The 22795-nt window shown below is 75.3% G+C and carries 18 protein-coding genes; 10 read left to right on the forward strand and 8 right to left on the reverse strand.

Going from position 1 to position 22795, the window contains the following annotated elements:
• From VE546_RS08605 to VE546_RS08625, 5 genes are all read left to right on the forward strand, one after another.
• Window positions 1–988 (forward strand): DUF4139 domain-containing protein (locus VE546_RS08605; protein ID WP_324920308.1); only part of this gene is annotated, 988 nt, incomplete at its 5' end.
• Window positions 989–996: 8 nt separating this feature from the next.
• The gene (locus VE546_RS08610; RefSeq protein ID WP_324920310.1) at window positions 997–2718 is read left to right on the forward strand and encodes a mucoidy inhibitor MuiA family protein; all 1722 of its coding nucleotides are present in this window, start codon (window positions 997–999) and stop codon (window positions 2716–2718) included.
• A 69-nt stretch (window positions 2719–2787) separates the two neighbouring features.
• Window positions 2788–3738: a hypothetical protein gene (locus tag VE546_RS08615; RefSeq protein WP_324920312.1), complete on the forward strand. Its 951-nt coding sequence runs from the start codon at window positions 2788–2790 to the stop codon at window positions 3736–3738.
• Window positions 3739–3879: 141 nt separating this feature from the next.
• Window positions 3880–4881, forward strand: a complete 1002-nt coding sequence (locus tag VE546_RS08620; RefSeq protein ID WP_324920314.1) for an SCO7460 family lipoprotein — start codon at window positions 3880–3882, stop codon at window positions 4879–4881.
• Between the two features lie 115 nt (window positions 4882–4996).
• Window positions 4997–5293 carry a Thoeris anti-defense Tad2 family protein gene (locus VE546_RS08625; RefSeq protein ID WP_324920316.1) on the forward strand — a complete coding sequence of 99 codons (297 nt, stop codon included), beginning with the start codon at window positions 4997–4999 and terminating at the stop codon, window positions 5291–5293.
• Between the two features lie 132 nt (window positions 5294–5425).
• Here VE546_RS08625 and VE546_RS08630 read toward each other — a convergent pair whose 3' ends face one another.
• Entirely contained in the window at window positions 5426–7282 is a 1857-nt protein-coding gene (locus VE546_RS08630) for a calcineurin-like phosphoesterase family protein (RefSeq protein WP_324920318.1), read from the reverse strand.
• Between the two features lie 575 nt (window positions 7283–7857).
• Between VE546_RS08630 and VE546_RS08635 the strand changes: the two genes are divergently transcribed.
• From VE546_RS08635 to VE546_RS08645, 3 genes are all read left to right on the forward strand, one after another.
• Complete coding sequence (locus VE546_RS08635) at window positions 7858–9240, forward strand: glutamine synthetase family protein (protein ID WP_324920319.1); 1383 nt, start codon at window positions 7858–7860, stop codon at window positions 9238–9240.
• A gap of 45 nt (window positions 9241–9285) precedes the next feature.
• Window positions 9286–10494, forward strand: a complete 1209-nt coding sequence (locus tag VE546_RS08640) for an amidohydrolase family protein (protein ID WP_324920321.1) — start codon at window positions 9286–9288, stop codon at window positions 10492–10494.
• A 201-nt stretch (window positions 10495–10695) separates the two neighbouring features.
• Window positions 10696–12069: a GDSL-type esterase/lipase family protein gene (locus VE546_RS08645; protein ID WP_324920323.1), complete on the forward strand. Its 1374-nt coding sequence runs from the start codon at window positions 10696–10698 to the stop codon at window positions 12067–12069.
• A gap of 198 nt (window positions 12070–12267) precedes the next feature.
• On the opposite strand, the gene thiI is transcribed toward VE546_RS08645, so the two are convergent.
• Window positions 12268–13470, reverse strand: coding sequence for a tRNA uracil 4-sulfurtransferase ThiI (thiI, locus tag VE546_RS08650; RefSeq protein WP_324920325.1), 1203 nt, complete (start codon window positions 13468–13470; stop codon window positions 12268–12270).
• Between the two features lie 444 nt (window positions 13471–13914).
• On the opposite strand from thiI, the gene VE546_RS08655 reads away from it, so the two are divergent.
• Window positions 13915–15432: an MFS transporter gene (locus tag VE546_RS08655; RefSeq protein ID WP_324920327.1), complete on the forward strand. Its 1518-nt coding sequence runs from the start codon at window positions 13915–13917 to the stop codon at window positions 15430–15432.
• A gap of 72 nt (window positions 15433–15504) precedes the next feature.
• Here VE546_RS08655 and VE546_RS08660 read toward each other — a convergent pair whose 3' ends face one another.
• Both VE546_RS08660 and VE546_RS08665 read right to left on the reverse strand, forming a co-directional pair.
• Window positions 15505–16482, reverse strand: a complete 978-nt coding sequence (locus VE546_RS08660) for a TIGR03557 family F420-dependent LLM class oxidoreductase (protein ID WP_324920329.1) — start codon at window positions 16480–16482, stop codon at window positions 15505–15507.
• 233 nt (window positions 16483–16715) lie between these two features.
• Entirely contained in the window at window positions 16716–17171 is a 456-nt protein-coding gene (locus VE546_RS08665; RefSeq protein ID WP_324920330.1) for a tellurite resistance TerB family protein, read from the reverse strand.
• 952 nt (window positions 17172–18123) lie between these two features.
• Here VE546_RS08665 and VE546_RS08670 point away from each other — a divergent pair.
• The gene (locus VE546_RS08670) at window positions 18124–18594 is read left to right on the forward strand and encodes a VOC family protein (RefSeq protein WP_324920332.1); all 471 of its coding nucleotides are present in this window, start codon (window positions 18124–18126) and stop codon (window positions 18592–18594) included.
• A gap of 97 nt (window positions 18595–18691) precedes the next feature.
• On the opposite strand, the gene VE546_RS08675 is transcribed toward VE546_RS08670, so the two are convergent.
• The 4 genes from VE546_RS08675 to VE546_RS08690 form a co-directional block, all read right to left on the reverse strand.
• Window positions 18692–19264, reverse strand: a complete 573-nt coding sequence (locus tag VE546_RS08675) for a tyrosine-type recombinase/integrase (RefSeq protein ID WP_324920334.1) — start codon at window positions 19262–19264, stop codon at window positions 18692–18694.
• Window positions 19265–19367: 103 nt separating this feature from the next.
• Window positions 19368–20030 carry a helix-turn-helix domain-containing protein gene (locus VE546_RS08680; RefSeq protein WP_414720432.1) on the reverse strand — a complete coding sequence of 221 codons (663 nt, stop codon included), beginning with the start codon at window positions 20028–20030 and terminating at the stop codon, window positions 19368–19370.
• Between the two features lie 79 nt (window positions 20031–20109).
• A complete protein-coding gene (locus VE546_RS08685) occupies window positions 20110–21156 on the reverse strand; it encodes an NAD(P)-dependent alcohol dehydrogenase (protein ID WP_324920337.1) in 1047 nt (348 codons plus the stop codon).
• 137 nt (window positions 21157–21293) lie between these two features.
• Window positions 21294–22658: an MBL fold metallo-hydrolase gene (locus VE546_RS08690; RefSeq protein ID WP_324920336.1), complete on the reverse strand. Its 1365-nt coding sequence runs from the start codon at window positions 22656–22658 to the stop codon at window positions 21294–21296.
• Window positions 22659–22795 lie beyond the last annotated feature (137 nt).

Consider the following 22795-nt stretch of genomic DNA (forward strand, 5'->3'; position numbering starts at 1 on the left):
GGACCTGGCCCACGCAGCCGGCGGGACGCCCCACGAGTTCGCCGGATACGGCGGTCCCCCCGTGGCCGCCGCCCCGGCGGCGTACGCTCCCGAAGCCGCGCCCCTCTCCCCGGAGCCGCCGCGGCCGCCGGGGCCGGACGGGGAGCTGCTCGACTACGCCCGCCTGACCCTGGCCGGGCCCGACGAGCCCGGCCGGCGCGGCAGGCTGCGGCCCGCGCCGGACGGCGGACCGGACGCGGGCGCCGCCGGGCAGCGGCGGCTGGCCGAGGCCGTGGCGCGGCAGCGGCGGCCGTCCCACACCGTCGACGTGCGGCACTCCGCGGGCTCCTTCCACCACCGCTACGACACGGCCGCGCCGGTCGATGTGGCGGCCGACGGCGCCTGGCACACGGTGCCCGTGTGCGAGGTGCCGGTGGAGACGGTGGCGGAGTACGTGTGCGTCCCCTCGGTGGACCAGACCGTGTACGGCACGGTGCTGCTGACCAACACCTCCCCCCACGCGCTGCTGGCCGGGCCGGCCGACGTCACCGTGAACGGCGACTTCGTCCTCACCGCGCCGCTGCCCACCCTCGCCCCCGGCGAGTGCCGGCGGGTCGGCGTCGGGGCCGTGGAGAGCGTGCGGGTGGCGCGGCGCACGCACCTGCGCGAGTCCACCGCCGGGCTGCGCGGGGGGACGACGGTGCTCGACCACACCGTCGAGGTGGAGCTCGCCAACCGCCTCCCGCACCCGGTGACGGTCGAGGTCCGCGAACGCGTGCCGGTGAGCGACGACAAGGACGTGCGGATCGAGGAGCGTCCGGCCGCCCCGCCCTGGCAGGTCCGCGACGAGCCGCTCGACGGCGGCGACGGCGACGGCGGGCACCACGTCCGCGGGGCGCGGGTGTGGCGGGTGGAGCTGGAGCCCGGCCGGACGGCCGTGCTCCAGGGCGGGTACGAGATCCGCATCCCGGCGGGCAAGGCGCTGGTCGGCGGGAACCGGAGGGACTGAACCACACCATGACCGACACCACTTCCCCGTCCCCCGCCTCCGCACCGCATCCCCCGGGGGAGCCGGTCCCCCTGCCGATCACCGCCGTGACGTGCATGGAGGACCGCGCCCAGGTCGAGCGGCGCGGGCCCGTCGAGCTGGCCGCGGGAGCGCAGCGGCTGCGCATCGGGCCGGTGACGCCGCTGGCCGTGGACAGCTCCCTGCGCGCGGAAGTCGTCCGCGGCGCCCCCGACGGCACCGACGCCTCGGGCGGCACCGACGGCACCGGCGGCGAGGGGCCCGGGACGCAGCCGGCCGGCGTCCGGGTCGTCGACGCCCGGGTGATCCGCACGTACGCGCCCGCGCCGCCGGACGAGCCGGGCGAGGACGCCTCCGAACTGCGCCGCAGAACCCACGCGCTGGAGGCGGAGATCCGCGACGCGACCCGGCAGCGGCAGCGGCTGGAGAGCCGGATCGCGGTCACCGCCCAGGCCAGGGCGGACCTCTACCGCGACGTCACCGAGAGCGCCGGGGCGGGCAGCGCCGACCCGGAGCGCTGGACGGACCGGCTGGCGCGGATCGACGAGGAGGCCGAGGCCCGCGCCGGTGAACTGCACCGCCTGCGCAGCCTGCTGCACGACCTGGAGGAGGAACTGCGCGAGGCGCGCCGGGCCCTGGCGCGCACCGAGACCGGGCCGGAGGAGCTGACGGCCGTCATCGAGGTGGTCGTCGAGGCCGACCGCGCCGGGCCGGCCGTGCTGCGCGTGGCCCATCTGGTCCCCTGCGCCCTGTGGCGGCCCGCCTACCGGGCGACGCTGGCCGGGGACGAGCGGTCGGTGCGCCTGGAGACCGACGCGATGGTGTGGCAGCGCACCGGCGAGGACTGGAACGGGGTCCGCCTGTCGCTGTCCACCGCCCGGCCCACCCTGGCCGCGAGCCCCCCGGCGCTGTACGAGGACGTGCTCGTCCTGCGCGACCGCTCGGCCGAGGAGCGGCGCACGGTCGAGATCGACCTGCGCGAGGAGGAGGTGCGCACCGTCGGCGCCGACTCGGCCGGGGGCGGGGGCGGTGGTACGGCGGAGCTGCCCGGTCTCGCCGACGGCGGCGAGGTGCGGACGATGACCGCCCCGGCCCCGGTCGTCGTGCGGTCCGACGGGCGGCCCCACCGGGTGCGCCTGTCGTCGTTCACCGCGCCGTGCCGCACCGAACTGACCTGCGCCCCCGAGGTGTCGCCGCTGGTGACGCGGGTCGCCCGGCTGTCCAACGACAGCGGGCACGTCCTGCTGGCCGGGCCGGTGGACCTGGTGCGCGGCAGCGGTTTCACCGGCCGGGGCGAACTGCCGTTCACCGGGCTCGGCGAGGAGGTCCTGCTGGCCTTCGGCAGCGAGGACACCCACCGGGTGGTGCGCCACGTCGAGGAGAGGCGCGACACCGCGGGCCTGACCGGGATCAACCAGCGCACGGTGATCACGCGCAGGGTACGGCTGTTCGTGTCCCGGCTCGACGCGGCGCCCGGCGGCGGGACGCCCGGCGACGGGGCGACGGAGCTGGTGGTGCGCGAGCGCGTCCCGGTCTCCGAGGTCTCCGCGGTCGAGGTGCGGCTGCGGAAGGGGGCGTGCCGTCCGGAGCCCGACGAGGGCGTCGACGCGGACGGCATGGTCCGGTACGGCCTGCGGCTGGCTCCCGGCGAGAAGCGCGAGATCATCCTGGAGTACGAGGTGACGGCGGCGGGCGGCGTGGTGGGCCTGTGACGCCCGCGTACGGCCGCGCCCTCCTCGCCGCGTCCCCGCTGTCGGACGGTCCCGGTAGGGTCGGCCGCCATGGGCTTCGACACCAGCTACCACCCCGTTGACCTGCGCCTCGTGGAGGACCGCCTGCTGCCCTACATCGCCGGGTACGGCGACGACGGAGCACTGGACGACCTGATCGCCCGTGCGGTGGGGATACGCAGGACCCGGTTCGCCGCCAAGCAGTGGGCACTGGGCGCGCTGAAGGCGGACTGCGGGCTCGTCCCCGCCCTGCACGTCTGGGGCCGCCCGTTCTTCAGCACCGCCGACACCGCCGAGCAGGTCGCCGAGGACGTCCGGCGGTACCTCGCCACACCCCACCACGAGGTGGCGGCGCTGGCGCGGGAGATGCTGGGCCGGATCGACCCCGCTCTCGCCGGCCGGGTGGAACCCGACGACAGCGGCAGGCTGCCCGGTGACAGGGCGCTGGGCGAGCACCTGTCCTGGCGCATGCGGGTGCTGCGGGCCTCGGCCGCCGCGCTGCGGGCCGGGCGGGTGGTGGTGCGGGACCCGGACACCGGCCGGGAGCACGACCCCCGCGCCCTGCTGGCCCGTGAAGTCCCCTTCAGCGTGGTGGAGTTGGCGGCGGCCCTGGTGCCGGGCTGGATGTCGCGGGGCCACACCTGGCCGACGAGGCTCTGTGCCGAGGCCGGGGTGCCCGCTGCGGGCTTCTCCCCGCCGACGCCGCTGTACGCGCCGCTGCGGGAGCTGTTCCCGGACCTGGACTGGTTCGGCCACGCGACGATCACCGAGAACTACGCGGTGGGCGGTTTCGTGTCCGCCGCGGACGTCGGGGCGGTCCGGGCGGGGCTCGCCGGCGCCCGCGGCGCCCTGCTGGCTCCGGCGGAGCGCGACGGCCGGGCGGAGGGATGCGCTGTCGACCTGGCGAAGATCGACGAGGCGATGGCCCTCGCGGAGCGTCTCGGTCTCGGTTTCTGCGAGGCCACCGAGATCTACAGCGGCTTCGAGGGCAACCTCAACTGAGCAACCGCCCACCGGTCCCGGGGCGTCCGGACGAGTGGTGGCGCCCGCTCCTCCCGGGCGGTGGCCCGCCCCGCCACGGGGCACGGGGACGGCACGGCAAGAGCGGCACGGCGGTGGCGCGGAGGTGGAGAAGTGCCCGTGATGGCGGCGCTCGTCCTGCTGGCACGGGCGTGCGGTCCGGTGGTGACGAGGAGGCACAGGAAGCGTGCCGGGGAGCTGGCCGAGGCGCTGTACCCGGGGAGGCTGCGGGTCATCGGCGCCCGGCCGCTGTTCCCCCAGGCGGGCGGCTCGGAGATCGCCTTCGCCGTCACCGGCGATCCGGACGCCGTGGTACGGCTGCGGGTGGACGCCGGAGCGGGCTCCTGCGGCGGGCAGCCCTGCGACCGGGCCCTGGCCCGGGCCCTGCGGGAGGCCCGGACGGCGGCGGAGGACCTGCGGGCCCTGTCCGCCGCGCTCGGGCGGTGCGGGTACGAGGTGTACGCGGTCGGGTCCGCCCGGTCGGCGGTGGGCGAGCCCTGGATCGCCGCGGCCCTCACCGATGACACGGTCACGGACGTGCTCGGGGAGATCGGCGCGTGTCTGAGGCGGTGGTCGCTCGACCGGCCCGCCCCGGAGGGCTCCCCCGTGCCCCGCGGCACCACGGTCAACGTCGTCGCGCCCGAGGCCGTCCGCGACCTGCCGGCCGGCCCGTCGCGGTGGCCCACGCTGATGCGGCTGACGCACCCCCGGCTGCCGGCCGCGCTCTCCCGGCGGCCGTACCACGCGGTGCACTACGCCTGGCGGGACGGTGCGGTGGACCCGGCGTCCGCCACCGTCAGGATCGTGCGGCCGTTCGCACAGCGGCAGCGGTTCGACGCGGCCGTCCGGGCGAACGTCGCGTCCTGGCTGGGGTCCGCCGTCCCCGGGGCCGTGGTGGTGGAGGGGTACGGCGGTGTCTGGCGGCTGGTCCCCGGCAGGGTGGACCGCCTGAGCGGCCACGTCCTGTTCTGCGCCCCGGAGGATCCGCACGCCCGGGGCCGCCGCTGTCCGGGCTGCCACGCGGTGGCCGTGACCGTCGGTCCGGACGGCGCGCTCGCCGGGGAGCCGGTGGTGGTCCGCGGCGTGCGGGAGGGCGACGGGTCGCTCCGGCTGCCGCCGCCGTAGGCGATCCGGCCCGCCCGGCCGGTTCCCCGCCCGTGGGACCGGGGGCACGGCCCCATTAGCACATCCGCCATTGGGTCCTCAAGACCCGTCCGGGCGGCCCACTACGCTCGCCGTCATGGACTTCTCCGCAGCGTTGGAGCTGCTGAAGGACGGCCGCCGCATGGCGCGCCGGAGTTGGATCCAGCCCGGCAAGTACCTCTACCTGGAGCCGGAGTCGGTCTGCGTCTCCCCCGACGGGCAGACCCGGAGGCTGGCGGCCCACCTGCGGTTCGTCACCGCGGACGGCACGGTGCAGGTGGGGGTGCAGCCTTCGCACGCCGGTCTGCTGGCCGACGACTGGTACGACGTCGAGGCCGAGACCGAGGTCGGGGCGGGCACCGTCACCGGTGCCGGCATCGGGGGCGGCGGCTGAGGGGGGCGCCGCCCCCGCTCCTCCGGGCCCCGCGAGAGAGCCCCGTGAGGACCGCTCCGCGGTCTTCCCCCGGTGCCCGGCACCGGGGGAAGACCGCGGGGAGCGGCGGGCGGCCGTGGAGGCGGCCCCGCCTCAGCGCTCCTCGACCACCTTGAACAGCAGGGTGTCGGTGAACGTACGGCCGTGGGCGTCGGTCGCGGTCACCTTGGCGCGGTGGGTTCCCACGGCGAGGCCGGCGGGCAGTTCCAGCCGCCACAGGTGCATCGTCCGGTCCGCCACGCTGCCGCCGTTGACCAGTTGCTGGGCGACCGCGTGCGGGTCGGACCACTCCGGGCCGACCAACTGGCCCTCGCCCCTGGCCCGCTGGGTGCGCACGGCCTCGCGGGCCGGGCCGCCGTCGATGCTCACCTTCACCGTCGAACCGGTGGAGCCCATCCAGAAGTTGGTGGTCAGCCAGGTGGTGCCGGCCAGGTCGGCCCTGCTGACCACGCGGCCGTCACCCAGTTCGGGGGCCTCGCCCTCCTTGGTCTCGTTCCACTTCCGGCGGTCGGCGTACCACTGGCGGTAGGTCGGCGAGTTGATGCCGAGCTGCATCTGGACGTCGTCGTCCTCGCCCGTGACGGTGAAGCGCTCCCTGAAGGAGGTGCCGTCGATCTCCAGCGTCAGGACGCCGGGGCGGGCGCCGTCGCGGCCGACGGCGACCGGGTAGCCCTTCCCGGTCAGCGCGCCGGAGTACCAGTCGCCGGAGATGGCGCCCGCGGTGATGTGCGGGAAGGGCAGTCCCTCGACGCCGAAGAGGTCGCGCCAGCCCTTGAACAGGTCACCGGCCTTCATGTTCTCGATCGAGTGGGTGTGACCGGCCACGGCGACGGCCTTGCGGCCCTCCAGCAGCTCGTAGACCTCCCGGACCTGGTCGACCTGGTGGCGGGCGCTGCCCTCGTCGGCGAAGGTCAGCAGCGGGATGTGGCCGGCCACGACGACCAGCCGGTCCGAGGGCACCTCGGCCAGGTCGCGCTCCAGCCACGCGAGCTGCTTCTCGTCCAGCCGGCCGTTGTACGAGGGGCTGTTCTCGGGGTCGTTGCAGTTGGGGTGCCTGCCGTCGGCGTTGTCGACGTCCGGGGTGCACGGGTAGCGCACGGTGTTGAGGGCGATGACGTGGGTCCGGCCGACGTCGTAGGAGTAGTAGGCCGGGGCCAGTTGTGCCCGGAAGGTGTCGAAGGAGTGCTCGGCGGTCTTCGCGTCGTAGTCCAGGTCGTGGTTGCCGGGCAGGAAGCGCACCGGGCCGTTGAGCCGCCTGACCAGGTCCTTGACGTCCGGGTAGAGGGAGAGGTCGTCGCCCACCACGTCGCCGATGAACAGGGCGCCGCAGCCGGCGTGGTCGGTGCGCCTGGCCAGGTCCGCGATGGCTCCGGCGCGGGCGTAGCCGACCTCGGTCCTGTTGTAGGTCTGCAGGTCGCCGGCGATGACGCAGTTCTGCTCGCGGGACTGGGTGAGCCTGCTCTTGACCAGCGGGAAGTTCACGGCCTCCGGGAGCGGGCCGGTGGGCTCGATGCCGCCGTAGCGCAGCTCGGGCGATCCCTCGGGCAGGTGGTTGTAGTGGAACTGCGCGATGTTGTGCTCGTCGACGGGCACCTGGTAGCCGGACGGCTGGGTGACGAAGACGGTCATGTTGTCGAAGGCGGGCAGCCGGTAGCGGCCGTGGCGGTCGGTGGTCACCACGTCGCGGCCGTTGGAGACCGTCACCCCCGCCACGCCGCGCTCGCGCCGGTCGCTGCTGCTGTCGCGGTCGCTGTCGAGGAAGACCCGGCCGGTGAGCACCCGCCGGTCCCCGCCGGTGCCGTCGGCCGGCACGACCTCGACCTTGCCCCGGTAGGCACCGGTGTCCCAGTCGCTCCCGTCGGCCGGGACGGCGGCCGCGGGCGCGGCGGCCGTGGTCTGCACGGCCAGGGCGGTGAGCGCGGAACCCGCGATCGCCACCGCACTGAGCACCGCGATTCCGGCGCGTACGGGTCTGGGCGTGGGGCGAGACAGTGACACTGCTCCTGACACCTCCGTTGGTCCTCCGCTGGCCTTCCGTCAGCTTCCCCGCGGGGAAGGCCGGTCCATGTCCCACCGGCGGCAGTGACACTGGCGCGCGGAGCTGAACGGCGGGCGAGGAGAAGGCGACGTGCGGGAGGACCGTGGTCCTCGATCGTGTCCGGTAGCCGCAGGAGGGGACAGAAGGGACGCCCGGGCCGTTCCCACCGGTGTTCCGCCGGGCGCGCGGCCACGGTGTCGGCGATGCGCCGGTCGCCGGGGTGGCGGACGTCCACGGCGGGCGGCGGTGGCCCCCCTCGTTCCGGGGACGGAGGGCGGACGACAGGCGGCGGGCCGCCGTACAGGTGCGGGCCCCACCGCACCGTACGCGGGCCCCGTACCGCCCCCGGGGGCGGGTCCGCCCGCCGAACGGGTGCCTTCCCCCGGCCGCACCGCCGGCGGCGGAAACGCCGCCCGCCGGCTGCGGCATGATCGCCTCACGGTCGCCGGACGGCCGGTCGGCCGGGGCGGGCCGGGAGGAGGAGTCCATGGAGACGGGGACAGCGGAGCGCGGGCCGGCGCAGCAGCGCGCCCGGCAGGAGGCCGCCCGGCTGGGGGCCGAGGGCGTCCGCGGCACCGCCCTCACCTGGGTCGACAACGCGGGCATCACCCGGGTCAAGACCGTGCCGGTCGCCCGGCTGGCGCACACCGCGCGCTGGGGGGTGGGCATGTCGCCCGTCTTCGACGTCTACGCCGTGGACGACTCGGTCACCACCAGCCGCCACATCGGCGGCCCGGACGGGGACCTGCGCCTGTTCCCCGACCTGGACCGGCTGACGGTGCTGGCCGGGCAGCCCGGCTGGGCCTGGGCCCCGGTCGACCGGTACACCCAGCAGGGCGCGCCGCACCCCGGCTGCCAGCGGCTCTTCGCCCGCCGCCAGGCCGGACGCGCCCTGGCGCTGGGCCTGGAGGCGCGGATGGGCTTCGAGACCGAGTGGACCGCCGTCCGGGCCGGCGTCCCCGGCGCGGAGCCCGGTGCGGCGGGGGAGGTCCGCTACGCGAGTACCGGTCCCGCGTACGGGATGGTCCGCATGGTGGAGCTGTCCGACTACCTCGGTGACGTTCTCGGCGCCCTCCTCGACCAGCACGTCGAGGTCCTCCAGCTCCATCCGGAGTACTCACCGGGGCAGTTCGAGGTGTCCGTCGCGCCCTCGGACCCGGTCGGCGCCGCCGATCTGGCCGTGCTGGTGCGCGAGACGGTCCGGGCGGTGTCCGTACGGCACGGGCTGACCGCCTCCTTCGCCCCCGTCGTCGAGGCCGGACGGGTCGGCAACGGCGGGCACCTGCACCTGAGCCTGTGGCGGGAGGGCCGGAACCTGTGCGGGGGCGGCGAGGGCCCGTTCGGCATGACCGCGGAGTGCGAGTCCTTCCTCGCCGGGGTGCTGCGGGAACTGCCCGCGCTGCTGGCCGTCGGCGCGCCCTCCCCCGCCAGCCACCTGCGGCTGGAGCCCTCCCGGTGGGCGGGGGTGTTCCAGTGCTGGGGACTGGAGAACCGGGAGGCCGCCATCCGCTTCATCACCGGGGCGCCGGACGATCCCGGCGGCGCGAACGCGGAGGTGAAGTGCTTCGACGCGTCGGCCAACCCCTATCTGGTGACCGGCTGCGTCATCGCCGCCGGCCTGGCCGGGACGGAGGCGCGCCTGACGCTGCCCCCGCCGGTCACCGGCGACCCCGCCCGCGTCGGCGGCCGGCCCCGGCTGCCCGTCTCCGCGGCCGAGGCGCTGGAGCACTTCGAGGGCTCCGCCGTGCTCCGCGAAGCCATGGGGGACCCGTTGTTCGAGGCCTTCGCCGCGGTGCGCCGGGCGGAGGTCGAGCTGTTCGGGGAGACCGCGCCGGGGGACCTCGCGGCCGCCGTCCGGAACAGGTACTGACGGGCACCGGGCCGGGCGCGGGGAAAGGCACGGAGAGGAACGGGAATGGACGCACCAAAGGACGCGCCCGAGGACGCGCCGTACCTGCCGCCGCTGGTGGACCACCACTGCCACGGCGTGGTCCGCGGCGACCTGGACGACGAGTCGTTCGCCTCGTACCTGGTGGAGTCGGACGCCCCCGCCGCACCCGGCACCAGCTTCTTCGACACCCAACTGGGGTTCGCGGTGCGCCGCTGGTGTCCGCCGCTGCTGGACCTGGAGGCGCACTGCCCGCCCGGGCGGTACCTGGAGCGGCGCCGGGAACTGGGCGCGCGCGAGGTCATGCGCCGGCTGCTGGGCGCCGACGGCATCGGCGACTACCTGGTGGACACCGGGCCGGCCGCCGACCTGACCGGACCGGAGGAGCTCGCGGCGGCGGGCGGCGCGCGGGCCCACGAGGTCGTCCGGCTGGAGCGGCTGGCCGAACTGGCCGCCGACGCCGCGGACACCACCTCCTCCTTCCTCGCCGCCCTGGACGGTGCCGTGGAGCGGGCCGCACGCACCGCGGTGGGCTTCAAGTCGGTGGCCGCCTACCGGCACGGACTCGATCTCGCGCCCGGACCGCCCACCGCCTCAGAGGTGCGGGCCGCGGCCGGACGCTGGCTCGCCGGGCGCGCGGCCGGCGGCCGGGTGGCCGACCCCGTCCTGCTGCGTCACCTGCTGTGGTCCGCCGCGCGGACCGGCCTGCCGCTGCAACTGCACACCGGGTTCGGCGACCCCGACCTGCGGCTGGACCGCTGCGACCCGCTGCTGCTCACCGACTTCGTGCGCGCGGTGCGTCCCACCGGCTGCGCGGTGGTCCTGCTGCACGGCTACCCGTACCACCGGCACGCCGCCTATCTGGCGCACGCCTATCCGCACGTCTACGCCGACGTCGGCCTGGCGCTGAACCACACGGGCGCGCGGGCCGGGGAGGTCCTCGCCGAGGCGCTGGAGCTGACCCCGTTCGGCAAGCTGCTGTTCTCCACCGACGCCTACGGCCTGCCCGAGCTGTACGTGGTGGGGGCCGCGCTCTTCCGCGGCGCCCTGGCCCGGCTGCTGTCCCGCTGGACCGGTGAGGGCGCCTGGTCGCGGGCGGACGCCGAGCGGGTCGCGGCCCTGGTCGGCGCCGGCAACGCCCGCCGCGTGTACGGGCTCGACCGGGCCCCGGCCGGGACCTCGGCCGGGGCTGAGCCCGGCCCGGACCCGGACTCCCGTACGTCATCGCGGTGTTGACGCCGCCGGGGGATCTTCCTACTGTGCGGAGCGCCCGTCCACGGTGACGGGCGCCGCCCGTACGGGTGGGCGCGTTCCCCCATCGGGGTCCGCGCCCGGCAGCACGGCCCCGCCCGCCCGGTCCGCGGGGAGAACAAGCACGGCTCCAGCTCATTCGACGCTCGGTCCACGCACGGCACCAGCCGAACGAGAGGAACGCTCGTGAGACCTTCACCGGGAGGCGGCCGTCTCCGTGCCCGCGCGGGCACGTGGCTGGCCCCGCTCGTCCTGCTGCTCGTCTCGGCGGTGGCCGCGCCCGCCGCCGCCCTGCCCGCCACCACCGGCGCCGGGCCCGCCGCCGGGCCGGCTCCCGCCGGGTCCGTCCCGCCGCCCGGCCGCAGCGCCGTGTGGAGCGCGAGCCTGCAGGGGATGCACGGCACCTCCCCCGATCTGACCGTGCGGAACATCGCCCGGGCCTCCGTGTCGGCCACCTCGCTGCGGGTGCGCATCGGCAACCCGTACGGCGACCGTCCGGCAACGTTCCGCTCGGCGACGATCGGGCTGCAGCACAGGGTCGGCGAGGCCGACCTGGTCCCCGGCTCCCTGCGCACCCTCACCTTCCAGGGACGCCCGCGGGTCACCGTGCCCCCGGGCGGCCACGTCTACAGCGACCCGGTCGCGCTGCGCGTGTCCGCCCAGCGGAACCTGGCGATCAGCCTGTACGCGCCCGATGCGCCGGTCAACGACCAGACCTTCCCGCCGCCCACCCCGAACCCGCCCGCCAGCTTCCTCTCGCTCGGCGGCGACCACACCCGCGACACGGGCGACGCCGCCTACCCGGAGGAGGACAAGGGGCTGTCCGCCGAACCGGGTTACCACCCGGGCCAGTTGTGGTGGGTGGAGGTCGTCGACGGCCGTACGCCCGCGGCGGGCACCATCGTCGCCCTGGGCGACTCCAACACCGCGGGGCACGACGCGGTGGGCGGCGGCGACCGGTGGACCGACCTGCTGGCACAGCGCATCAACGCCCTGCCGCCGCACCGGCAGTTGGCCGTCGCCAACGCCGGGATCTCCGGGAACACCGTGAGCCGGCAGCCCAACCCGTACGACCCGACGGGCCACTGCTGCGGCCCCCCGGCCCCGGACCGGCTGGAGTACGACGTCTTCGACCTCGCCGGGGCACGCCATGTGATCCTCCTGGAGGGCACCAACGACCTCGGAGGCGGCGAGTTCGCACCGCCCGCCCCGGCGTCGCAGGTCATCGACGCGATGAGGGAGATCGTCCAGCGCGCCCACGCCCGCGGACTGAAGGTCGTCGGCGCCACCCTGATGCCCATGTGCAACCCCGCGGGCAGTGCCAAGGAGACCAACCGGCTGGCGGTGAACGAGTTCGTCCGCACCGGCGGACTGTTCGACGGCGTCGTCGACTTCGACGCCGCGGTCAGGGACCCGGACGATCCGACGCGGTTCCGCGACGTCTACCACTCGGACTGCTACCACCCGAACGCGGCGGGCCACGCGGCGCTGGCGGACGCCATCGACCTCGGGCTCTTCGGCCTCGACGACCGGAAGAGCCGGGAGGGCCGGGCCGCCTGAGACCTCGTCGGTCCCCGCCCGCGGTCCGGTCGACCTCCCCGGCCGGCTCCCCGGATGCCGCCGCCGTGCTCGCTACGGGACTCACCGGGCAGGTCCGGCGGGTCTCCGGCGGCCACTCCCTGGGGCGCCCGGGGCCGGGCACGGGCCCGCGGCCCCGGGCGGCCGGCAATCCCCGGGGCCGTGGGGGTCAGGGGGCCCTCACGCGACGGCCGCGGCCCGCGGCCCCTCGGCGCCCTCCCGCCCGGGGCGCATCACCTGGACGCGCTCCAGCAGCGCCTCGACGGTGCGTTCCACGTCGAGCCTGCCCTCCAGCCGGGCGAACTGCCCGGGGGTGGTCCCGGTGGCGACCCGCGGCGGGGCGAGCAGCCGGCAGCAGTCCTCGTCGGGGAGCCTGGAGATGTCGGCGGTGCCGATCCTGACCGCCTCCTCCATGATCTCCGTCTTGTCCCAGCCGAGCAGGGGCCGCAGCACCGGCAGCGGGCTGGCCTCGTCGACGGTGGCGAGGTTCGACAGCGTCTGGCTGGCCACCTGGCCGAGGCTGTCGCCGGTGACCAGCGCCCTGGCGCCGACCCTGCGGGCCAGTTCGGCGGCCACCCGGACCATCAGCCGCCGCTGTGCCACCACTTGGAGCCGGCCCGCCCCGGCGGTGGCCAGGGACCGCTGCGCGGTGCCCAGGGGCACGACGTACAGCCGGGCGTCCGGCTGGTAGCGGGTGAGCTGCCGCACCAGGGCGTAGGCCTTGTACGCCGAGGACGGCCCCGTGTAAGGGGCGCCGGTGAAGTGGACGAAGTGGCACCGCAGTCCGCGCCGCATGGCGCGGTGGGCGGCCACGGGCGAGTCGTAGCCGCCCGACAGCAGGGCCACGGCACGGCCGCTGGCCCCGACCGGCAGCCCGCCCTGGCCGGGAATCCGCTCGGTGGACAGGTAGACCTCCTTCCGGTCGACCTCGACCGTCACCTCCACGGCGGGGGAGGTCAGGTCCACCGTCAGGCCCAGTTCCCGCTGGATCCGGGCGCCGACGAAGCCGGCGAGCTCCGCCGAGCGCATCGGGAAGTCCTTGTCCCGGCGCCGGGCCCGCACCGCGAAGCTCTCCGTGCCGGGGGCACGGTCCCGCAGCAGGCCGACGGCGGCCTCCGCCACGGTCTCGGCGTCCTTGGGCACCGCGATCGCGGGCTGCACCACGTTGAACCCCGGCACGCGGCGCACCCGTTCCACCACCTGCTCCACCGGGACGGGGCCGGAGAGCACCGTGACGCTGCGGCCGGTCCGTATGCGCACCGCATCGCCGATCCCGTCGAGCGCCGTCCGCAGGTTGCGCTGCAGCAACTCCTCGAAGCGCCCGCGGTTGCGGCCTTTGAGGACGACCTCACCGTGCTTGAGCAGAACACAGGGCTGGGCCATGGCCACCTCCAGACGGCTCCGGGCGGCACCCGCCCTCGGTCCCTCCCGGGCCGTTCACCTTCCGTATCCGGCCGTGCGTCACACCAGGGCGCGCGGAACCGCCCGGCGTCCGCGCCGTCCCACCGGGCGGGCGACTCCGGGCGCCGGGTCCGCGCGACCTCTTCCTCCTCTTCCCCCTTAATCCTTGAGCCCGATTTTGTCAATTTCCCTGCTGTGGCGCATGTGAAAGACACCGCAGGCGGTCTCGGGCGGTCTCCGCCTACCGTTCCGGAACGGAGATCGCGCCGGCCCCGGGTGCGGGCCCGCCCGCTCCCCGCTCGTGCCCGCGCGCCCCTTCCCCACACCCCCTACCCGTGCGGACGGGTGTGGATCGCCCGTCGCCGGGAACCTGACGGTCGCACACCGGGGCGCGGGTCCCCGGTCGCGTGCCGAAGGGAGTGGGTGATGGCGAAGAGTGACCCGCTGGACGCGGAGGTCGGCACGGGTGCGGTGACGACGGCCGTACCGGCCCGGCTCGACCGCCTCCCGTGGTCGCGCTGGCACTGGATGATCGTGATCGGCCTCGGCACGGTGTGGATCCTCGACGGCCTGGAGGTCACGGTCGTCGGCAACATCGCGGGACGGCTGGCGGAGGAGGGCAGTGGTCTGCCCATCACCTCCGCCCAGGTCACGGGCGTCGCGGCGGCCCTGTACGTGGCGGGGGCGTGTTCGGGCGCGCTGTTCTTCGGCTGGCTGACCGACCGCTACGGCCGCAAGAAGCTCTTCATCATCACGCTGGCCGTCTACCTGGCCGCCACCGCGCTGACCGCCGTCTCCTTCTCGAGCTGGTGGTTCTTCATCTTCCGGTTCCTGACCGGATTCGGCATCGGCGGCGAGTACGCGGCCATCAACTCCGCGATCGACGAACTGATCCCGTCCAAGTACCGCGGTCGCATCGACCTGATCATCAACGGCAGTTTCTGGCTGGGCGCGGTGGGCGGCTCGCTGCTGTCCATCGTCATGCTGGACACCGACGTCTTCGCCGCCGACGTCGGCTGGCGGCTGACCTTCGCCCTGGGCGTCGTCTTCGGTCTGGCCATCCTGCTGGTGCGCCGTCATGTGCCCGAGAGTCCGCGCTGGCAGTTCATCCACGGGCAGGGGGACGAGGCCGAGAAGCTGGTGAGCGAGGTGGAGGAGGAGATCCGGGCGGAGAAGGGCACCGAACTGCCGCCGCCCGCCGGTGAGATCACCATCCACACGCGCAGGAGCATCGGCTTCGGCACGATCGCGCGCACCGTCTTCTCCCACTACCGCAGGCGCGCCGTGCTGGGGCTGGCGCTCTTCATCGGCCAGGCGTTCCTCTACAACGCCATCACCTTCGGCTTCGGCGCGATCCTCACCACGTTCTTCGACATCCCCACCGGCTCGACCGGCTACTACTTCGCCGTCATCGCCCTCGGCAACTTCTTCGGTCCCCTGCTGCTGGGGCGGTTCTTCGACACCGTCGGCCGCCGTGTCATGATCTCCGGCACGTACATCCTGTCCGGCCTGCTGCTCTTCGGCACAGCCTGGCTGTTCGACAACGGGCACCTGACCGCCACCACGCTCACGGCCTGCTGGTGCGTGGTCCTCTTCTTCGCCTCGGCCGGGGCCAGTTCCGCCTATCTGACGGTCAGCGAGGTCTTCCCCATGGAGACCCGGGCGATGGCGATCGCCTTCTTCTACGCGATCGGCACGGCCGCGGGCGGCATCAGCGGGCCTCTGATCTTCGCCAAGCTCACCGAGTCCGGTGTCGTCGGGGACACCGTGCTCGCCTTCCAGCTCGGCGCGGGCCTGATGACCCTGGCCGGCCTGGTGGCCGTCTTCCTGGCCGTACCGGCCGAGCGGCGGTCCCTGGAGGACATCGCCACCCCGCTGTCGGCGCGGGCGGCGCAGACGGCCCGGGCGGCGGGAGCGGCGCGGGCCGCGCGACCCGCGGGCTGAGCGCGGACGGTTCCGGTACGCCGGCGGGGAGGCCCGGGCACTTCCGCCCGGGCCTCCCCGCCGGTGCGTCCGTCAGGCCGCGGCACCGCCCGGGGTCAGCCCCCGCAGCCGCTCGTCCAGTTCGCTGCTGTAGAAGTCCATGAAGCCGTCGGGGTCCGGACCGGCGTTCATCAGCACCAGCCGGTCGAAGCCCGCGTCGACGAACCGCTGCGCCATCCCGACGAACCGGGCCGGGTCGGGGCCGCAGGCGAACGCCTCCCTGATGTCCTCCTCGCGGACGGTGGCACTGGCGGCCTCGAAGTTCACCGGGTTGGGCAGCTCGCTCATGACCTTCCACCCGGTCACGGCCCACCGCGACGTCTTCAGGACGGCCTGGACGGCGGTGTGCTCGTCGGACGCCCAGGCCACCGGCACCTCGGCGTAGCCGGGCCCGGTGCCGCCGGCCTCGCGGTAGTGCCGGACGACCTCCGGCTTGGCCTCGTTGGCGAACAGACCGTCGCCGAGTTCGGCGGCGATCCGCGCCGAGGACGCACCGCTGGCGGCCACCGCGATCAGCGGCGGCTCCTCGGGGAGGTCGAACACCCGCGCGTCCTCCAGCCGCAGGTGCTTGCCGTCGTAGGAGTGGTACCCCCCGCGCCACAGCAGCCGGATGATCTCCAGCGCCTCGCGGAGCATCTCGTGGCGGATCCGGACGTCGGGGAAGCCGCGTCCGACGACGTGCTCGTTGAGCCGCTCCCCCGCGCCGACGCCGAGGACGAACCGGCCCTCGGACACCAGGGCGAGCGTCGCGGCGGCCTGGGCGATGATCGCCGGGTGGTAGCGCACGGTCGGGCAGGTCACTCCGGTGGCCAGGCCGAGGCGTTCGGTCTTCGCCGCGATGGTGCCCAGGACCGTCCAGGCGAACGGCGAGTGGCCCTGGTCGTCCAGCCACGGGTGGTAGTGGTCGCTGATCTCCACGAAGTCGAATCCGGCCCGCTCCGCGCGGACCGCCTGCCGGACGAGTTCGGCGGGTCCGAAGGCCTCGGCCGCCAGCTTGTAACCGATCTCCATCTGTTCCTCACTGCCTGTTCTGCCGTGGGCCCGTTCCGCCGTCCGCCGTGGAGTGCCCGGCGCACGCGGCGCGAAACGGTGTCATGGGCCGTGCGGGGGACGCGTACCTCGGCCGTGGCCGGCCCAATCACCGCGGAGGCGGAACGGGTTCGCCGCGGCCCGCGCGCTCCCTCGCGGAAGGGCGTGAGGACCGTCGGTGCGGGGGCACCCGGCGCCCCCGCACCGTCACCGGCTCACAGGTCGAACTCGTGGGGCGGCAGGTCGAGGGTGTGGCAGGCCTCGCGGATCACGGCCCGCTCGATGAGGTCGAAGTGGCCGTCCGCGCCGCCGATGACGATCCCTATCTGGACGACGGCGCGGGCCTCGACGGGTTTCCTCCTGGCCTTGGCGACCTCCTGGAGCGCGCTCACCTTGCCGAGGTCGAAGTCGTCGGCGAGCTTGTCCAGCCAGCTCTCGAAGCGGCTGTGCAACTCGTCGGCGGGGAAGTTCTTCAGCACCTCGTTGTGCTCGATGAGGTAGGCGACGCGGCGGCGCTCCGCCGGGTCGACCGTGCCGTCGGCCGCCGCGACGAGCGCGCACATCGCCATGCTCGCGTCGCGGAAGGCGCCGCCCTTGAGCTCGTTCTTCCTCGCCTCCAGTTGGGCCTGCATCGTCTGGGCCGATTCCTTGAGACGGTCCCACAGGGCCATGAACACACTCCGTACGTCACTGGGTCCGGGCCGCGGGGCACGGCCCGGAACGTCCACCGGCTGCAAGGGAGGAACCGGCGGTGGGAGCGGGGCACCGCCGCGCCGCGTCGTCCCCGTCCTCCTCGCCCCTCGTCATCCCGGCAGCCGCGCCGGGTCCGGGGGCCCGCCGTGCGGTGGCCGCGGACGTGGGACTCCGGGGGCGCCCGACGCCGTCGGCCCGGCCCCACCGTCCATCGTGCCCTGCCACTTCCCGGCGGACGTCCGCCCCGTCGGGGCGGCGCGGAACACGGCCGCCTCCCCCTCCTCTCCATGTCCGTAGAAGGATATGGGGTGTCCCGTGAAGGCCCGTAGGGTGCCTTGCGGCAGGTGAACGGTCGTCACGTCCCGGTGCTTCCACGGTCTCTTCACGGTGGGTGCGCCCGGTCCCGGCACGGCGGTGGGCCCACAAGGCAGGGAAGAGGCGTCCGGATCGAAATTCACGGCCCGGCCGAGTGTGGCCGGCCGATTCCCGGGCATGCGCACGGTACGGCCGCGCCACGATGTTCCCCCTCCCCCTCGTCGTAGGCGCGGCCGCGTGACGTTCCGGCCCGGAAGCGGCGAGCCGCCGCCCGCCACGCCTCCCCCTCGCGGCGACGGGGCAGGGCCTCCCCCGGCCGCTTCCCGCCCCGGAGGACCCGCCGGCCCCGAATCCCGACCACGGCAGCGGCGACCACCTGCATCCGAGCGACGCGGGCACCCACGCCCTGGCCGAGGCCGTCGACCCGGGGATGCCGCTCGGCGGAGGAGGGCGCGGAACCCCGGAAAGGTGACGGCGTGAGCGCGGCGAGCCGGGCCGGCGGAGCCCGGGCGCCGGCGTACCCGCACTCCGTCGGGAGCGGAGCGATGAGTTTCGGCGGCGCGGGCGGTCTACCCCTCGAAACCGTTCGGCATCCGCCCGACAGGAGAACGCGCCATGCAGAAGATCACGACCAACCTGTGGTTCGACGGCCGGGCCGAGGAGGCCGCCCGCTTCTACACCTCCCTCTTCGACGACTCCCGGATCACGGACATCCAGCGCTACGGCGAGGCCGGACCGGGCGAACCGGGGACGGTCATGACGGTCGCGTTCGAACTCGCCGGGCAGGAGTTCCTCGCGATCAACGGCGGCCCGGAGTTCTCGTTCACCGAGGCCGTCTCGCTCTCCGTGGACTGCGCCGACCAGACGGAGGTGGACGAGCTGTGGGCCAGGCTCACCGACGGCGGCGAGGAGGGCCCGTGCGGCTGGCTGAAGGACAGGTACGGCCTGTCCTGGCAGATCGTCCCCCGGAAGCTGACCGAGCTGCTGGGCGACCCCGACCCGGCGACGTCGCAGAAGGCGATGAAGGCCATGCTCGGGATGAAGAAGATCGACGTCCAGGGCCTGCTGGACGCCGTCGGCCGGTGACGCGTGCCCGCGCGTACGGGGGCGCGGCGTCACCGGCCGACGACGCCGCGCCACCACCGCTCGGCCGTGCGGAGGCCACGGGGGAAGCCGGTACCCGTCACTCCCGGGCGGCGGTCCAGGCGCGGCGGAGCTGTTCGAAGCGGGTGGGCAGCGGGGGCCGCCGCCCGGCGTGGGCGGCGTTGACGCGGTGGACGAAGCGGCGCCAGGAGAGCACCAGCCCCTGCCGGGTGATGGGCAGCCCGGCCGCGACCGTGACCCCGTTGTCATGGGTGTGGTGCACCGTCAGCAGCAGCGCCTCGGGCGGCGAACCCTCCAGCTCCGCGCACAGCTCGGCGCGGACGTCCAGCCAGCGGCGCAGCACCAGCACCGTGCCCGCGTCCAGGCCGTGGCCGCGTGCGACGCGGTGCTTGCCGTGCTCGACGTCCACCCGGCCCGCCCCCAGGTCCAGCGACCGTACGGTGCACCGCAGCAGGTCCCCGTAACGGGCGCCGGTGGCGCGGGCCAGTCCCACCACCGCGGCCAGCCGCACCGTCTCCGGTTTCGCGCCCTCCTCCATGGCCTGCGTCGCCAGCGTCCGCCACACCCACTCGGCCTCCTCCAGGGACACCGTCGGCCGCGGATACCGTCCCCTGTCCGTCGTGCCGCTCGCACCGGCCGCGTTCGCCGCCATCGCTCCGCCCGCCTCCGCCCGTCTCCGGCTTTGTCCGCTTGGCACATTATTTTTACCCGCTCCGGACGCCGCACGGAACCGGAGGGGACGGAGCCTGTCCGGTTCAGCCGGTGTGGATGCGGCGGCCGGTGATGCGCTCGGGCCGGACGATCACCCACTGGTCGCGCTCGCCGCCCGCCCAGGGTTCGCTGGGGGCGCGGGCGGTCAGCCGCGCGGCCTCCGCCTCGCCGGCGGCCCGGGCGGGACCGACGACGAGGACGCTCCAGCCGCGCTTCACGATCTCGTCCAGGTGGTCGACCTCGAACGCCACCTCCTGGCCCACGGCCGCCGCCGGTGTGGAGCCGGGTGCGGTCCGGAAGGCGATCTCGTCGCCGGCGACCAGGTAGTTCACCGGCACGATGGCGGGCCCGTCGGGGGTGGAGACCGCGACGCGCCCCACGCCGTGGGTGGCGAGCCGGGCCCGGCACTGCTCCTCGTCGAGCTCGTACAGCTCGGGGTGGTACGCCGCCCGGCCCCGGCCGGGGGGCAGGTCGGCGCCGCCGCCGCGGAGCCAGTCGACGGTGGTCTCCAGGGCGGCGGCCAGCCTGAGGAGTCCCGGGCCGCTCGGGGAGGCGGGGTTCTCCTCCAGGTAGGCCAGGTATCCCGGCGCCATCGCGGCCCGCGCGGCCACCTCCTCGCGGGTGAGACCCAGCCGCTCGCGCTGGAGGGCCACGCGCCGGCCGATGTCACCGGGGTCGGACGGTCGGCGGGATGTCCTGGGGGACACGGTCACCGCCTCCTTCGGTCGAGTGGGGTCTGCGCGCCGCGGGCGGTCCGTGCCGGGGTGGCGGCCCGCCCCGCGCGGGTCATCCTTCCGGCACCAGCACCGCCCGGCCCTCGATCCGGCCGTCGCGCAGGAGCCGGTAGACCTCGGCGGCCTCGCCGAGGGGGAAGGTCTTCACGTGCGGGCGGATGCGGCCGGCCCCGGCGAGGGCGACGACCTCGGCGAGTTCCGGCCGGGTGCCCCAGTACGGGATCGTCACCGACGCCTCCCACGGCAGGGTTCCGTAGCGCACCGGCAGGGTGCCGCCCGCCAGGCCGACCACGGTGACGTCGGACTCCACGGCGGCGGCCCCGGCGGCGGTCTTCAAGGTGGCGTCCGCGCCGACGCAGTCCAGCACCAGGGAGGCGCCCAGTCCGCCGGTCAGCCGCCGGATCCGCTCGGCGGCGCCCTCGCCGGCGGGCACCAGGTGGTCGGCGCCCGCCTCGGCGGCCAGGTCCAGTTTGTCCGGGGCGGTGTCGACGGCGACGACGTCGGCCGCGCTCAGTGCCTTCAGGAGCTGGACGGCCAGGTGCCCCAGGCCGCCGACGCCGATCACCACCGCCGTCGAGCCGGGGACCAGCCGGTGCAGGGAGCGCTTGATCGCGTGGTAGGGCGTGAGGGCGGCGTCGGTCAGCGGGGCGGCGGTGCGCGGGTCGAGGTCGCCGAGCGGGACGAGCAGCCGGGGCGAGGGGACGATCATGTACTCGGCCATTCCGCCGTCCGTGCCCAGCCCTCCCCCGGCGGCCGGCAGCTCGCCGGCGCGGCGGCAGTAGTTCTCCGCGCCCCGGGCGCAGGAGGGGCAGACTCCGCATCCCCAGGGGCCGTAGACCAGCACCGCGTCGCCCTCGTTCAGCCCCGTGGTGCGGGTGCCCGGTCCCAGGGTGTGCACCCAGCCGGAGGTCTCGTGTCCCAGGGTGAAGGGCAGCCCGTAGGGAAGGGTTCCGGCGGGCCACTCCATGACGTGCAGGTCGGAGTGGCACACCCCGGCTCCGGCCACCTTGATCAGGACCTCCCCGGGGCCCGGTTCCGGCACCGGTATCCGGGTCACCTGCGGGGGCTCCTGCCAGGCCGCCATCCGTACCGCCGTCATCGCCGACATCCACGTCCTCCTGTTCGTCGCCTGTGTCGTCGTTCGATTGCCGTTCCCCCGCTGCCGCGGGGCCGTGGCCCCCGCGGTACCCCGGCGGCGGCGGTGCGACACTCCGTCCCGCGCGGCGCGGGACGGTCTCAGGGCCGGACGACGGTCAGTCCGGCCCGGTCGGCGGCGTCGAAGGAGTCGTCGACCGCGACCACCTCCCGGCCGGCCGCGTCCAGCAGCGAGGCGGCGATCGCCGCGCGCATCCCCGCGGCGCAGTGCACCCACACCACCCCGTCGGGGATCTCGCCGGTGCGCTCGCGGAGCCGGTGGACGGGGACGTGGACCGAGCCGTCGATCCAGCCGTCCGCCCGCTCCGAGTCCCGGCGCACGTCGAGCACCACCACGCGGTCGCCCCGTTCGCGCGCTCCCGCGAGGTCGGCGAAGGTCCGGCGGGGGAAGGAGCGGGGTTTCCCACCGTCGGGGAGCCAGTCGGCCGGGCCGCCGGTGGCGGCCGCGGCGGGGCGGTCGATGCCGACCCGGGCCAGTTCCCGCTGGGCGTCGGCGAGTTGCTCCGGGGTCCCGGCCAGCAGCGTGACCGGCTTGCCCCACGGGATCAGCCAGGCCAGGTAGGTGGCGAGCTTCCCGTCGGCCTCGAAGTTGAACGATCCGGCCACGTGCCCCTCGGCGAACGCCACCCGGCTGCGCAGGTCCACCACCCACTCCCCCGCCGCGAGCCGGGCGGCGATCTCGGGGGCGTCCGCGCGCCGGGCGGGGGTGAGGTCCACCGGGGCGGGTCCGGCGGCGTTGACCGGGCCCATGTGGGCGTAGTAGGCGGGGATGTCCTCCAGGCCGGCGAGCAGGTCGGCGACGAAGGTGTCCGCGTCCTTGACCAGCGCCTCGTTGCCGGTGCGCTCCTTGCCGATGGTGGTGGCGTCGCCCCGGGCCTGGCCGGAGGCGCAGAAGCTGCCGAACCCGTGGGTGGGCAGTACGGGCACCTCGTCGGGCAGTTCGCCGGCGAGCCGGTGGGCGGAGGCGTGCTGGGCCCGGGCCAGGGCGGGGGTCAGCCGCGGTTCGACCAGGTCCGGCCGCCCCACGGTGCCGATCAGCAGGGAGCCGCCGGTGAAGGCGGCCACCGGGCGTCCGTCCTCCGTCAGCACGTAGGAGGTGTGGTGCGGGGTGTGCCCGGGAGTGGCCAGCGCCCGCAGCGTCAGTTCCCCCTCGACCGCCACGGTGTCGCCGTCGGCCACCGGCCTCCGGGGGACCGACACCCGGGCGTCGGCCGGCACCAGGTACTCCGCGCCGGTCACCCGGGCCAGTTCCGGGCCGCCGGTGACGTAGTCGTTGTGCACGTGGGTCTCGGCCACCAGGGCGATCCGCACCCCCCGCCGCGCCGCCGGGACGAGCATCCGGTCGATGTCGCGCGGCGGGTCCACCGCCACCGCCGCCGACCGGCCGCCCGCCAGGTAGCTGCGGTTGCCCAGGCCCGGGGTCTCCACGGTGTCGACGAAGAACACGATGCCGCTCCTTTCGGAAGGGAGCGCCCCGGGAGCACCGCGGCGGGGCGTCCCGGGGACGCCACCGGGTGGCGGGGCGCCGGCGCGGCCCCTCCTTCCGGCGGGTACCCGCGGGGCGGTACGGAAACGGGGCCCGG

This window comes from Streptomyces sp., assembly GCF_035644915.1.
Lineage (GTDB): Bacteria > Actinomycetota > Actinomycetes > Streptomycetales > Streptomycetaceae > Streptomyces.